This is a genomic window from Methylobacterium sp. (genome assembly GCF_019745455.1).
In the GTDB taxonomy this organism is placed as follows: Bacteria; Pseudomonadota; Alphaproteobacteria; order Rhizobiales; family Beijerinckiaceae; genus Methylobacterium.
The window spans coordinates 1-12,130 of the sequence record NZ_JAIETD010000104.1 but is presented as its reverse complement, the minus strand read 5'-3'; the positions used below and the strand labels follow the sequence as shown (position 1 = coordinate 12,130).

The 12,130-nt window shown below is 60.3% G+C and carries 13 protein-coding genes and 1 pseudogene; 3 read left to right on the top strand and 11 right to left on the bottom strand.

Annotation, left to right across the window (positions count from 1 at the left end; genetic code table 11):
* Positions 1 to 9: 9 nt before the first annotated feature.
* A complete protein-coding gene (locus tag K2Y56_RS19240; protein WP_292511250.1) occupies positions 10 to 540 on the bottom strand; it encodes a hypothetical protein in 531 nt (176 codons plus the stop codon).
* A 917-nt stretch (positions 541 to 1,457) separates the two neighbouring features.
* Here K2Y56_RS19240 and K2Y56_RS19235 point away from each other — a divergent pair.
* Positions 1,458 to 1,742 carry a hypothetical protein gene (locus tag K2Y56_RS19235; protein ID WP_292511247.1) on the top strand — a complete coding sequence of 95 codons (285 nt, stop codon included), beginning with the start codon at positions 1,458 to 1,460 and terminating at the stop codon, positions 1,740 to 1,742.
* A 30-nt stretch (positions 1,743 to 1,772) separates the two neighbouring features.
* Here K2Y56_RS19235 and K2Y56_RS19230 read toward each other — a convergent pair whose 3' ends face one another.
* The 5 genes from K2Y56_RS19230 to K2Y56_RS19210 form a co-directional block, all read right to left on the bottom strand.
* Positions 1,773 to 1,985, bottom strand: a complete 213-nt coding sequence (locus tag K2Y56_RS19230) for a hypothetical protein (protein WP_292511245.1) — start codon at positions 1,983 to 1,985, stop codon at positions 1,773 to 1,775.
* A gap of 10 nt (positions 1,986 to 1,995) precedes the next feature.
* A complete protein-coding gene (locus K2Y56_RS19225; protein ID WP_292511243.1) occupies positions 1,996 to 2,490 on the bottom strand; it encodes an HD domain-containing protein in 495 nt (164 codons plus the stop codon).
* Entirely contained in the window at positions 2,487 to 2,750 is a 264-nt protein-coding gene (locus tag K2Y56_RS19220) for a hypothetical protein (RefSeq protein WP_292511239.1), read from the bottom strand. The genes K2Y56_RS19225 and K2Y56_RS19220 overlap by 4 nt, the downstream gene beginning before the upstream one ends.
* A 152-nt stretch (positions 2,751 to 2,902) precedes the next feature.
* Complete coding sequence (locus K2Y56_RS19215; protein ID WP_292511237.1) at positions 2,903 to 4,861, bottom strand: PAS domain-containing sensor histidine kinase; 1,959 nt, start codon at positions 4,859 to 4,861, stop codon at positions 2,903 to 2,905.
* A 227-nt stretch (positions 4,862 to 5,088) separates the two neighbouring features.
* Positions 5,089 to 5,256 carry a hypothetical protein gene (locus tag K2Y56_RS19210; protein ID WP_292511234.1) on the bottom strand — a complete coding sequence of 56 codons (168 nt, stop codon included), beginning with the start codon at positions 5,254 to 5,256 and terminating at the stop codon, positions 5,089 to 5,091.
* A 738-nt stretch (positions 5,257 to 5,994) separates the two neighbouring features.
* On the opposite strand from K2Y56_RS19210, the pseudogene K2Y56_RS26575 reads away from it, so the two are divergent.
* Positions 5,995 to 6,177: pseudogene (locus tag K2Y56_RS26575) on the top strand (recombinase family protein); the annotation flags it as partial.
* A 914-nt stretch (positions 6,178 to 7,091) separates the two neighbouring features.
* Here the strand turns inward: K2Y56_RS26575 and K2Y56_RS19200 are convergent.
* Positions 7,092 to 7,577, bottom strand: coding sequence for a DUF992 domain-containing protein (locus K2Y56_RS19200; RefSeq protein ID WP_292511231.1), 486 nt, complete (start codon positions 7,575 to 7,577; stop codon positions 7,092 to 7,094).
* A gap of 354 nt (positions 7,578 to 7,931) precedes the next feature.
* Here K2Y56_RS19200 and K2Y56_RS19195 point away from each other — a divergent pair, with 354 nt between their 5' ends.
* On the top strand, positions 7,932 to 8,117 hold the full coding sequence (locus K2Y56_RS19195; RefSeq protein ID WP_292511227.1) for a hypothetical protein: 186 nt from the start codon (positions 7,932 to 7,934) through the stop codon (positions 8,115 to 8,117).
* Positions 8,118 to 8,940: 823 nt separating this feature from the next.
* Here the strand turns inward: K2Y56_RS19195 and K2Y56_RS19190 are convergent.
* The 4 genes from K2Y56_RS19190 to K2Y56_RS19175 all read right to left on the bottom strand — a co-directional run bounded on the left by K2Y56_RS19190 (position 8,941) and on the right by K2Y56_RS19175 (position 11,804).
* A complete protein-coding gene (locus tag K2Y56_RS19190) occupies positions 8,941 to 9,636 on the bottom strand; it encodes a thermonuclease family protein (RefSeq protein WP_292511224.1) in 696 nt (231 codons plus the stop codon).
* A 704-nt stretch (positions 9,637 to 10,340) separates the two neighbouring features.
* Positions 10,341 to 10,586, bottom strand: coding sequence for a hypothetical protein (locus K2Y56_RS19185; RefSeq protein ID WP_292511221.1), 246 nt, complete (start codon positions 10,584 to 10,586; stop codon positions 10,341 to 10,343).
* A complete protein-coding gene (locus K2Y56_RS19180; RefSeq protein WP_292511218.1) occupies positions 10,583 to 11,302 on the bottom strand; it encodes a Crp/Fnr family transcriptional regulator in 720 nt (239 codons plus the stop codon). The genes K2Y56_RS19185 and K2Y56_RS19180 overlap by 4 nt, the downstream gene beginning before the upstream one ends.
* Before the next feature lie 241 nt (positions 11,303 to 11,543).
* Positions 11,544 to 11,804: a hypothetical protein gene (locus K2Y56_RS19175; RefSeq protein WP_292511215.1), complete on the bottom strand. Its 261-nt coding sequence runs from the start codon at positions 11,802 to 11,804 to the stop codon at positions 11,544 to 11,546.
* Between the last annotated feature and the right edge of the window lie 326 nt (positions 11,805 to 12,130).

Here is a 12,130-nt window from a genome sequence, read left to right as displayed (position 1 = left end):
AATTCCACCTCAGGCCGCCTGACCGATGGCCGCTCCAACTCCACCCCGAATTTCCACCTCATTGACGGACACGACCAAGAGACCGACATCCGCGCGCGTGCGGTGGATCTGGAAGTAGGTCCGCTCGCTCGCGTTCAGCCGCCGAGGGATTACGGATTCAGAATCCAAGAAGGCTTGGCCTTGCTGGTCGAGGACGAAGATAGAGCCGAAACCCTTCGCTGTCGCGGCTCGGTCGAAGAGAGCGAGCTGCCGAACCTCTGGAGAGACTTCCTCAAGATGGGGGTTCTGCAAGCCCTCGACGACCGCCTGAAGCGAGAGATTATAGAGCTCGATGTCACGGTCGAGCGTGCGCTCGACGCTGCGCAGCAGCGTCTCTGAACTGCGAACGGCTTGGCTCCAGGCAGTCTCGCGCATGTGTAGGATCAGACCACCTGCCAGTGCACTGAGAGCAATGAGCCCGGTTGCGCTGAACAGGAAGAGCGCACGCGAGAGGCGCTTCAGACGATCGGTCTGTTCCTGGTGTAGCTTTGCCAGCGGCATCTTGGCGGCCCGCCTCATCATCCGCCCGGATGGTAGAAGCCAGACCCTAAGAGCGCGTTGCGGCTCACCTCACAAAAAAGCCCTGCCGCCGGATCTGGTCACGGAGTGGCTGGGCGCATCCTGTGAGAGACATGACGGAGCCGGCAGGTAACTTGGCTCGCGCTCAGGATGAGCCGAAGGGCTTTAAGAGGCGGAGTTATCAGAATGGGATCTTGGCCCAGACTTCGCTGCCTTCGCCTCGGTGACTGTCGCTCGATGGTCAACCAGATGCAGCCGGCTGCTCAGACGCTCGATGTGGATGTCCATGACGCTCATTCGGCTCGGCGAGGCGAACAGCGCCGTTGACTAGTTCCGTGAGGACGGCTCTGCGTCACTCAGCGAGGGGACGTACGCGCACCATCCGCAATGGCCTGCCTCAGCCGCCTTGCGCGAGTTCCACTGCGAGCATTCCGGACAGAGCCTCAACACGAACCGACGGCCGGTGCGAATGGCATGGCCACGGCCCTTGAATGTGATCTCTTCCCGCTCCGAACCCGGTTTTGCTTGTCGTGGATGCTGCAAAAAGCTCTCCTTGGATTGCTCGTATGCACCTCCTGATAATGCATCAATCCAGGATGTTTTCCGTCCGATAGCCGACAGAGCACCGGCGGATCGTCGGGCGCATTCGTGGAACAAGCGGAGGAACGGCGCCGCGGCTGGGGAATCAGACGGCTCGCACGTTGGCGTAATGGAAATCCGGTGGCCTCGGATCCAAGTCTTGGTATACCAAGCGTCGTTACGGCCGAGGGGACCGATCCAATCCTCAGCTATCTAGGACCGCCGTAAAGACGAAGTCGGATTTCCGCTCGTCCTGTTGGAACGGTCGGTGCTGATGTGGCGCTTCAGCCAAGCGGGTCGGGAGAGGAGCGGGTCAAGGCGTGAGTGAGAGTAGCCGGTATCGGATGGAGGCGCCTTGGCGTGTCGTTGAGAAGCCAAACCATTTTGCTGTCTTGGATGCTTCTGGTGTTGCCCTTGCGCATATCGCCTTCGACCCAAATCGAAGGCTCGATCTCACACCTGGACAGATGACACGAAGCGAGGCGTTGTCGGTCGCGCAGGGCATGGTCGCCGATCAGGATAAAAAGTTGGCGATCCTTCGTATATCTGAGATGATCGCAGCTAATCAGTACGAGCTGAGCAGTGTAAGTCGCAAATCTCATTAATTCTGTTGAATACTTGCAAAACTTTTACCGCTAGAAGCTGCCGCTCAGAGGATCCGGCGCGGCTTGGTCATCGTGATCGCCATCTTGCTCAATCTTTTCTTTGATGAGCCCCTCAAGGAGCGAGACGACCCCGAGCAATGCGACTTTACCCTCAGGTGATGCATCCTGGTTGTTGACCATCTGGCGGACCGCGATCTGCACATCCTGCAAGGCCTGCAGGTAGCCTACTTCGTACTCGGTCATCACTCACCTTTCAGCGGCCCGTGTAGCCAAGCGCACCTGCGGCGTCCCTCAGACGGCCGAACGCCGTGCGGTAACGAGTAGCCGACGCTTCACCGTCCGGCAAAGTGCGATCTGGGCTCAGGTTGTCCTCGTTATCCGACATCTTGATCAGGATGGCGCCGAGGTTGTTGCTCGCGATGATCCGGTCGATCATCTCAGAATAGGCATCCTTCTCCTTCGGCTTGGTCAGCAGACGGACCATTGCCAGGACCTCGTCGCCGAAGCCGGCCGCCTTCAGGTCACCGACCGTCGTTGCCGTGTCCTCAAGGATGTCGTGGAGGAGCGCTGCCTGCATCACCGTCATCGGGTCTAGGTCGATGTGGTCTATGGACCTAGCGCGCCCCGCTCGCGCGACAGCGGCGTTGGCGACCCGCTCCAGGTGCCGGATGTAGGGCTGGCCGCTCTTGTCGATCTGGCCCGCATGAGCGCGGATCGCGAGGCTATGCGCGTCGAGGATCGAAGTCATGCATTCACCGGCCTCGTCAGCAGGATCGCCGTGCGGATTGCGCTGCGCTTCGAGGCCGGCTTCGCATCCAGGTTCGCCATCATGCTGAGAGCGAACGGGATGTCGGACACGGCGCCATGCAGGTCGAGCGAGTAGCCGTCGCCCATGAGAAACGTGGTCAGCGTCGGGTCTGCTATGAAGGCGTCGACAGCAGCCGCGACATCCGCTTCGAGGATCGCCTGCGCCTTGAACAGTTCGCCAACAGTTGGGGTCTCGGCCATCTACTCCACACCTCCCGATGACCTGGCCATGCGCTACTGCAGAAGGGAGACGAATGCCTTGAAGTTAGCGCAGGTCCTCGTCGACGTGATAGAGGTCTGCCTACTCTCCGGCCTCAATGATCTCGGCGCCCAACAATCTCCGGGCGGCAAATTCATTGGGCCCAGCGGGGCCTGCTGGCTGCCTTGCGGAGGATGCGAGAGAGCTGCTCGATGGAGTAGGGCTTTTGAAGCAGCTCAAATCCGAAGGTACCATTCTTTGCCAAGACGTGGCTGTAACCGCTTGCGAGAACGACTGGTATCTCGCGGTAGAGGCGGCGGATCTCATGACCGAGGTCGATCCCGTTCATGCCCGGCATGACGACATCCGAGAATACGACATCAAACCTAGTGGCGTCGCGGGCTAGTTCCGCAAGTGCCTCCTCTGCATTGGCTGCCCACACGGTGTCATAGCCTAGCTCGGCTAATGTCTGCGTCGCGAACGTGCCGACATTCACGTTGTCCTCGACCACTAGGACACAGGTGCCATGGCCATCGACGAGAGGTTCAGGTTCCATCTCGGATCGTTGATCAGCCCCTTCCACCCTCGGCAGGTACAGCACGAACATCGTACCCTGGCCTACCGTACTCTGGACCCGGACCTCACCTCCGGATTGCTTGGCAAAGCCAAAGACCTGGCTTAATCCCAAACCTGTTCCCTGTCCGATTTCCTTGGTCGTGAAGAACGGCTCGAAGATGTGTTCGATCTGCTCAGGGGCGATGCCGATCCCGGTGTCCTCGATGCACACCGCGACGAAGTCTCCACGTACTGGAGGATGGCTGCGGATCGGAGGAATGACCGAGACAGGGTGGACCGAGATAGTCAGGGTGCCCTCACCGTTCATGGCATCCCTGGCATTGACCGCCATGTTCACCAGGGCGGTGTCGAACTGGCTCGGATCGGCGTTGACGAAGCAGGGCTCGTTGGGGATGTCGGTCGCGATCTTGATGCGCGAACCACTCAGCGTACCAACCATGTCGCTGATGGTGGCCACGCTCTTTCCGGTGTCAAAAACCTCCGGTTTCAGGGCTTGGCGCCTCGCGAAGGCGAGCAACTGACCCGTGAGCTTTGCTGCGCGTTCGACGGTATCAGAGATCGCGCCGATGTAGCGCTGCCGTCGCTCCTCCTGCAGATCCGAACGCTTGAGGAGGTCTGTGGACGACTTGATAACGGTCAGCAGATTGTTGAAGTCGTGAGCCACCCCACCGGTGAGTTGGCCCACCGCTTCCATCTTCTGGGCCTGGCGCAGAGCTTCCTCGGCCTGCCTCAAGGCTTCAGCCTGATTTTTCTCGGCCGTGATGTGTCGGCCGCTGGCGTAGATCAGCTCTCCCTCAGGGGAAGCCACCCATGAGATCCATCGGAAGCCTCCATCCTTGTGGAGGTAACGGTTCTCGACGGTCGGCAGGTTCTGAGTACGCGCATGCTCAAGCGCGCGATGGGTCAGGGCCTCGTCGTCCGGGACAACGAAATCGAAGACGGTCTTTCCGATCACATCATCGGAGGCCCAGCCGAGGATAGCCGTGAACGCCGGGTTGACGGCTTTGAAGACGCCTTGGCCGTCTAGGATGACCTGGATGTCCTGCGTAACGCGCCAGAGACGATCGCGCTCCTGCGTGCGCTGGTGAACCTGATGTTCGAGCGTATCGTTTAGCCGATGCAGTTCATGCTCAACCCGCTTGCGCGCGGTCACGTCATTGAAAAAGATGGCTATCTGCCGCTCAGACGGATTGCCGATGCGGATTGCCCGGACGTCGAACCAGCGCCCGAAAGCCTCTGCGTAGTTTTCAAAATTCGCTGGTTCTCCTGTGAGGGCGACGTGCCCATAGGTATCGAACCAGAACTGCTCGAGATCTGGCGCAAACTCCCTCACCCACTTGCCGCGAAGATTGACCCCTGCTTGGCGCTCGAAGGCAGGGTTGGCTTCAAGAAAGCGATAATCGACGGGGCGTTCGTCGGCATCGAACTGCACCTCGACAATGGCAAACGCCGTGTCGATTTCGTCCAGAATCGCCTTCAGACGGTCCTGACCTGCGTGCAGGCGGTCGGCGCTGGCCCCCTTCTCAGTAGCCAGCATCTAATGATGATCCTTCGCAGACCGCTTTCTCGATATCGCCTCAGCGGCAAGCTGAGGCGCTACACGGAGGAGGCTGATTTCAAAGCGGGTGGTCGGCAATGGCGCGGGCATCGGCGCGAGATAGGGCGGCGTGTCGTCTGAGACGAGTCAACACCGCTTGCGTTCCAAGTCCCGCGTCATGGCCTCCGGAGCCAACTGGTTCAACCAACACCCACGGCTGTCGAGCATCACGCATTCGCTGCAACAGACCGAGCCTCGATGCGAACAACAATGTTGACGAGAGCGAGTACGTCGCGCCTGAGCTGATCATCCTTGGTCGCCGAATAGGCCTTCAGGAGTTCGGCGGCTCCGACGTGAGCGAGTGATTCAAAAACGTTGCCCTGGATCTTACCCACGGCCTGGGCCTCGCTGAGCAGCTTAATTGGCGCGGCCACGGCTGGACAGAGCAGTGCAGGGGCGCGCCTCAGTATCGCGTGAGCGTGCGGAACAGGGCTCGAAGGCTCACGCGTCGCTCCTCGTTGACACGCTATGGCGAACCAAATGGTGCCTCTCGTTACTTAGGGAGGGTGGGGACACCCTGGCACGATCCCCACGAGACGTGACCCATGGCCCTGTTCTTCGCCTTGCTGCTGATCGGCACGCCACTGGTTATAGCGGTGATGGACCTCATGCGGATGCGTAAAGCCGCACCCACTTCAACCAAGCGGCTTTAGCGCCCGTCAGCGACGACGAGCCCAGTTCTGTCTTCGATGAGATTGGGCTCGTCGACCTGCTGCTAAGCGGTCTGCTTTGGTATGAATGGGCCTGTGCTCACGGACTGAATTAGCGAAGCCCGAAGAACGACAAGACGGCAAGGACCACCACGATCAAGCCGATGATGTAGATGATGTTTCTCATAACTCTTTCCTCAGTGATGGTAGTCCGCAACACCCGGAGAGCGGTTGTCGTTCCCTCGGAAGTTCCTCGCTCAAGCGTGCCGATCCGTAATGGGTACGCCTTTACCAGACCAGTCTGACACAACCTGTGAGCTTGTTCAGAAATATTACTCGCCCATCCAATACAGGCCGAACTCATAAGGACCAACCAAATTAGACTGGATGGGGTTTTAGAAGTTCGTCAGAGCCTACCTTCGCGCCAGCACCACCGAACAGGATGCTGAGCGTACCAGGGAGCAGCCAGAAGCCTTCGCGGCTGAACGTGGATTCACCATCGCAGCTTGGTACGCGGAGAACGAGAGCAGATCGAAGCTGGCCCGTCCAGAGCTGTTCAGGTGCCTAAGGAATACCTGTTCGGGCGACATGCTACTGGTCGAATAGGTTGACCGGCTGTCCGTCCGACCTCTGTCGACTGGGCTGGAGGCTAAGATCAAAGCCTGGTCCATTCGAGTGCTTGCTCTCGGCCTTCCGACCTCATGACAGATGGCGACCGCCAATCCCGATGACCACACCGACGCATGTTCGCTGCCATAAACCACAGGCTTCTCGACATGCTCGCTGCTGTAGCTCGCAAGGACTATGATGACCGCCGCTGCCGGGTGGCTGAGGGACAGGCCAAGGCCAAGGAAGCGGGGCTCTGCGAAGGGCGTCCGGAAGACACGACGCGCAACGCTGGCGCGCTCGCTATGGGCATGTCGTGGTATCAGATATGGGCCCGCGACCGGATGCAGTCGCGCGACCATCGCCGAGATCGCCAAGCACGCCGCATGAGCCTTCCTGCTCCGGCGTTCACATAGCTGGCGTGACCTCTGTTGCATGAGAGGTTCGCGAAGGGCCGCTCAGCTGATCTTTGACACGAAGACATACGTCGCAGCCGGATGCCTCGGCCCCTTCGCTCGGTGAGTCACATTCTCAACGTTGAAGTGGACGAATTTGTCTTCATCGCTTTTCGGAAGAGACACGACCTCTCCGGTTCGTGGCACGCTATCGAACTCGTACTTGCCGACTTCCCTATCAGGATCGCTCATCCAAAGTTCGCACATGACCGGCATCAAGACCTCCAAGTTGGCCCCAGCGATACGCCACCTGGAAGGACAACGCGAGGGAACAGGGCGGAACAGATTCTGCGCATCCACTCGACCAACGCCGCTTGTTTTCTGAAAGAGCCGAACCCGCCCAGGCGCCGATAGGGATATGCTCGAACGCCTGCTTCATCGTCGATAAGGCAACGCGGCCCTAGGCTTTTGCCACGCTGTCGGGAGCGTGCCCTACAATATGCGCTGCCGCCATGGTTCTCACCGGATGAGGTCGGGCTCAGTTGCGGCAAGGGCAATCCGAGGCTGGCTCAGAGCGAACTTGGCGCTGGTCTGCCCGGAATGGCTCAGGAGCTGAAGAGTGGCGGCACGACCCATCATCTCGGGCGCAGTGGGAGCCTTGGCACTCTCAGATTGGCTCACTGGCACCGTGAAGAGGTCGCTCAGCATCCCCGGGCGGGCGAAGCCATCCTTGGTCAGCACGCGCCAAGACACTTTCTGTGCGGTATCAACGTGAGTGGCACGGGAAAACATCGCCACGTAGCTCTGCCGGAAGTTGCCCCGCTCCGACACGAAGGTGCAGTCGGCGATGGGTGTCCGTCCGAAGATCAAGCTCACGTCAGGCTTCGTGATGCAGGTGAGGGTGCCGGCACTCTGGCGGTCAGGAGCCTCGGTCAGGCTGCCGTGAGCGTACGCGGCGCCAGCGGCGAGCATGGCAGCAGAGAAGGCAATCGCGATAGCACGCATTGGTAAACCCCTTGATTGGTTCGCCTCGTGTCGAAGCGTTGCGTTAACCTTGGGGGTCACCTGTTGCAGGCGTATCTCGTCGCTTGTTGCTTGGTCGTTTCGCTGGAAATGAAACTCCTCTGATCCACCCGCGAGGCCTCTTGCTGGCGACGGAACAGCTCAAGGCATGGCGAGCACCCGCTCGGTGACCGAGCGCGACAATCCCATCATGACGAGGCGATGCGCGAAGGGCCTCACGGGCGCGAGCATCGCGATGGGCGATGCCCGACCTAGGCGCAGTTTTGCTTCGCATCCTGCTGGAACGCCCCGACCCCGCCTTCCGTTGGTCCGTCAGCGCAATCGAAGGACCACGCCATGAAGACCACCTTTGCACTTGCCGCCTGTCTCGCCTTTGGCGTTCTCGCCAACGCCAGCCCGGTTGAAGCCAAAGGCTGCATCAAGGGCGCCATCGTCGGCGGGGTAGCCGGGAAGATGGTTGGCCACGGAAAAGTAGGTGCCGCTGCCGGATGCGCAGTCGGGCACAGCAGGGCCAACAAGTAGGATGAGCACCAGGGTGGTGAGCAGTGAGCCCACTACAGAACGTATCGAGGTTCAAACGGGAGGTTACATTGGCTGACACTGTGCACGAGGATAACGAGGGCAGGGTGGCTGGGCAGCCCGGTTACAAGAAGCCGCTGCCAGGGATCGACGGACCTGTGTCGAAGAACCAGGCCAACGACACGCTAAGCGCCGTTACGGATCACGCCAGGGAAGCGTTGAGCACCGTGACTGATCGTGCCTCTGAGACTTGGGACGATCTCTCGAAGCGTGGCACCGACTATTACCGCCAAGGTAGAGGCGCCGTGAGCAACGCTGACAGCACCACAATGGCCGCTCTGTTCATCGCAGGAGCCATCGGGTTCGGCCTCGGGTGGTTGATATTCGGGCAGAAGTCCTACTCAGGGGATTATGTTGCGCGGCGTATGAGCGACAGCAGCGACCGGAGATACTAACCGGGAGGCACGAGGCTCACTTTAGCTGCGTCTCTCATGCACCGATCGCGATCCTAACGCCGACCGTACTGGTTCAGCCCGTCGGCCCGATCTCGTCACACATCAGACGTACCGGCGCGTGAGTGGGGCAGACAACATCACAGCCGAAAAACAGGAGGGAGGGGCTCGCAAGGGCTCCTCCCTTTTTCATTTCAGAACAGGCCAACGAACAATGTCAGACGTGATCTACCACGACCGCACCCCGCGAGATCACCATGCCTTTGAGGGCGCCTGTGAGGGCAACCCTGGACGGGGCGGCTCCGGCGTCATCCTCGTGAACACCAGCCCGGCCGCCATCATGGCGTGTCGGGCTTTTTGCGTCTCAGTGCCGGCTACCCCTCCGCCGGACGCCAGCCGTCTTTCTCCGCATCTACTGGTGAGCAGAACCAGCGCTCGCCCTTCGCCTCATTGATCCGAGTCCGCTCGTAATCGCGGGTCCCGGGCATGTGGTAGATCTTGGTACCTTTGCCGCCGATGTTGCCCTTGACCTTGCAGTTGGCCGCGGCGTCCGGCGACGCGGACGCGGGCCGGGTATCCTCGCCGCCGGCGCGCTTCTCCCGGCGCCAGGCAGACGGTTCCTGGAAGGTGCTGGCCCAGATCCCGCGCTTGGCCGCCTTCGCCTCGGCTTCCTGCGCGACATAGTCCTCGGCATAGCGCCTGAAGGCGACGGCGTGCCCCTGGCTCACCATCCAGGCGTTGAGGTCCTCGCTGCCCTTCCGGCACACCGCCACTATCCGCCCGTACCGGTCGGTGTCGCGTGGAGCGCATGAGATCGGCGCCGAGTCGATCCGGTCGGAGAGCGCCAGCGCTGCGCCCCGACCACACGGATAGTCCTCGCCGGCCGCATTCTGGCAGACCTGCTCGCCCTCAGGTACATCGATGCCGTGGAGTCGGATCTTCGTCCTTCCGATCTCGATGGTGTCACCATCCGTGACGCTGGCCGGCCGACGATCGGCTCGGCGAGCGCGGGCATCGTGAGCAGCAGGAGGGCGAGGAAGGGCAGGGTGCGCATACGAGCCCTCTACCACGCCGCCGCGGAGCTTTTCACGCTTACCTGCGTGAACGCGCGCTTCCTGTGGGCTGACATGTTTCAGGCGTCGAGTGCCTCCCCGCCCTCGACGCGGTCGCGTTGGCAGCGCGGACCCCTCCTAGGGCTGACACGACCGCATCATGGCTTCTCGCCTGCCCCGCAGAGTCACGCCTCGCGGAGTTCTTTTGCGGCCTCATAGAGCAAATGCACCAAGGGCGAAGGCCAAATTCTCGCCCCGATTTCGCCAACTAAGGCAAATTTTCTAATTCACGTTATTGTGAGGCTAGGAAATGCATCTGATCCTGTGATCCTTGGTGGAGGCGAGCAATGCCGGACATCACACACACGGATCGCTCAGGTCACGAAGACCGCGCTTCTCGCTGGATCATCGGGGCGCTTGTGACGCTCCAATGCACCTTCCTGGCGGGCTGCTTGATCCTTCTATGACCGACCCTTCAGATTTGGTTGGACGCGCTCATCAGGCTCCATGCCGATCCTTGATGTTGGCAGCGAAGTAGCTCCGCGGACGGGCAGTGCGTTGGCGTCACTCACAAAAAAGCGGCTTTGCCGCCATCGCCTTGCTGATTGTCGCTTCACGATCTACCCGATACCGCCGGCCGTTCCGGCGCTCGATGTGGATCTATGAAACGGCGAGAACCAAGTCTAGCCCGTGGCTTTAGTGGCCCCATGTAACCGGGAATATCAGGACACCAGATCCAAGCGGCGCTCGATCCAGCTTCGCGCCTCGTCGAGATCGTCAAAGATCGGCGGGTTCGGATCGTCCACAGGTCCGAAGCCTGCCTCAAGAGACCACTCGCTCGCGTTCTCCTCATGGTACGCGCACAGCTGCACCAACACGGCGACGAGGTAGCCGTCGGCAAAGACGAGGTGCCTCTCGATGTCGTAGCTGCCCGTGCCGACATGCATGGGCTGTAGGTGAAGCGTCATCCGGCGGCCCGTTGCTCAAGATGCAGGTAGGTCGCGTCAAACTCGGCGATGCGCAGAAGTTCATCCCACCCCGTGATCTCCAGAATGTGGCACCGCAGGGTGATGAGGCTCTTGCCGCGCATCTCCTGGAGGACGCGGTTGACGTGCACGTATGAAAGCCCAAGGGCGTCGCCGAGATCGGTCTGGGTGAACGGCAACGAGAAGCGATAGTTCTCAGCCAGCCCCACCGCTTGCAGCTTCAGGTACAGCTCGCAGAGGAGGTGAGCGATCGCCTCGAACGCATCACGCCGGCCCATGCCGACCATCCACTCGCGGAAGGTGGCCGCGTCGAGCAACACACAGCGCGTGAGCACCTCGCCGATACCCGGAAAGCACTCAGTCAGACCGCGCAGGCTCTCATGGGAGATGAAGGCCACCTTGGCCTCCGTGAGCGTGGCAACGCTGTGGTCCATGGTCGGGATTTGCAGGCTCTGAAGATCCGGGATGTCGCCTGGAATGTGGAAGGAGAGGATCTGCCGCCGTCCGTCGCGGAGGAGCTTGTAACGGCAGGCCCAGCCGCTCAGAAGGAGGCAACACTGCGAGGGCTTGCTGCCATCGCGCACGATGTCCTGCCGAGGGTGTAGCATCCGCACATTGACCGGCAGCCTTTCGATGGCCTGGCGCTCCTCCGCCGAGAAGGTGGCGATGCTTCCCAGCTTGCGGATGAGCGCGTCCATTGGGTTCGGCTCTGAGGCGGAAAGCATATTGGCATCGCCTCACGTTGCAGGCGGAAGCGCGCTTCTCCCAGTCATCAGCACCTGTAGCGACTCACTGATGATGCCAGCGATTATGAACCAACCTCATTGAATTGATACAAGTTAATATACACGCAGCTTGAGAGCAGAGAAGAACGTGGTGGACGTAGAGCGGCCATGCAAAATTTTATGAAGCCCGCAGTGGCGTGAGCCTGTGATCTCGTTAAATTGGTTCGAACATCGTCCTCTGGATGGCTGCAGACTCGGTGAAGAAGAAGTCGAGTTGGAACAGAGTGAGGCCTTTGGCGTCGGTTACCTCCATGCGCCATTCGTTTCCGAGAAAGGGCCCCTGGGCCTCGTCGCTCAAAATCTCACCTGCCAAGCGGACAGCTTCGCGACGAGCGGTGTGCCAATCCGGCAATTCGGTGCCGTCGGCATCCAAGGTGCTTTTGCCGTCAAAGACGTGGAAGAAGTACCGGGGCACTTGCTGCTCCGCTCCAACAGGCGGGAGCGCACACTGCTCTCAGCCACCGGCGCCCGGGATCGTCAGCCGGTGATCGGAAAAGTATACCTGTTTGTACGATTACGGACAAATAGAAACGACACCGGGCGCTTCCTCCTTCTAAATCGTCAGTAAAATCGTGAGAGTCGAATAAGCGCCAAGTTGCTGGCTAAGCTATTGTGACGATAGACCTGCCGAGGTTGGGTTTGGCGACTTGCTACTCGATACGGTTTTAGCCTGTCTTATTCACGAGGGCAGTGGATCTGTGGTGGCGAGCGTAGCGTAAGGCATTGATAGGGCTTAGGGAT

Coding starts and splice junctions, on each gene's coding strand:
- K2Y56_RS19185 (WP_292511221.1), bottom strand. CDS start 10,586: ATGACGCTTCACCTACAGCCCATGCATGTCGGCACGGGCAGCTACGAC.
- K2Y56_RS19200 (WP_292511231.1), bottom strand. CDS start 7,577: ATGCGTGCTATCGCGATTGCCTTCTCTGCTGCCATGCTCGCCGCTGGC.
- K2Y56_RS19240 (WP_292511250.1), bottom strand. CDS start 540: ATGCCGCTGGCAAAGCTACACCAGGAACAGACCGATCGTCTGAAGCGC.
- K2Y56_RS19195 (WP_292511227.1), top strand. CDS start 7,932: ATGAAGACCACCTTTGCACTTGCCGCCTGTCTCGCCTTTGGCGTTCTC.
- K2Y56_RS19225 (WP_292511243.1), bottom strand. CDS start 2,490: ATGACTTCGATCCTCGACGCGCATAGCCTCGCGATCCGCGCTCATGCG.
- K2Y56_RS19220 (WP_292511239.1), bottom strand. CDS start 2,750: ATGGCCGAGACCCCAACTGTTGGCGAACTGTTCAAGGCGCAGGCGATC.
- K2Y56_RS19180 (WP_292511218.1), bottom strand. CDS start 11,302: ATGGACGCGCTCATCCGCAAGCTGGGAAGCATCGCCACCTTCTCGGCG.
- K2Y56_RS19215 (WP_292511237.1), bottom strand. CDS start 4,861: ATGCTGGCTACTGAGAAGGGGGCCAGCGCCGACCGCCTGCACGCAGGT.
- K2Y56_RS19230 (WP_292511245.1), bottom strand. CDS start 1,985: ATGACCGAGTACGAAGTAGGCTACCTGCAGGCCTTGCAGGATGTGCAG.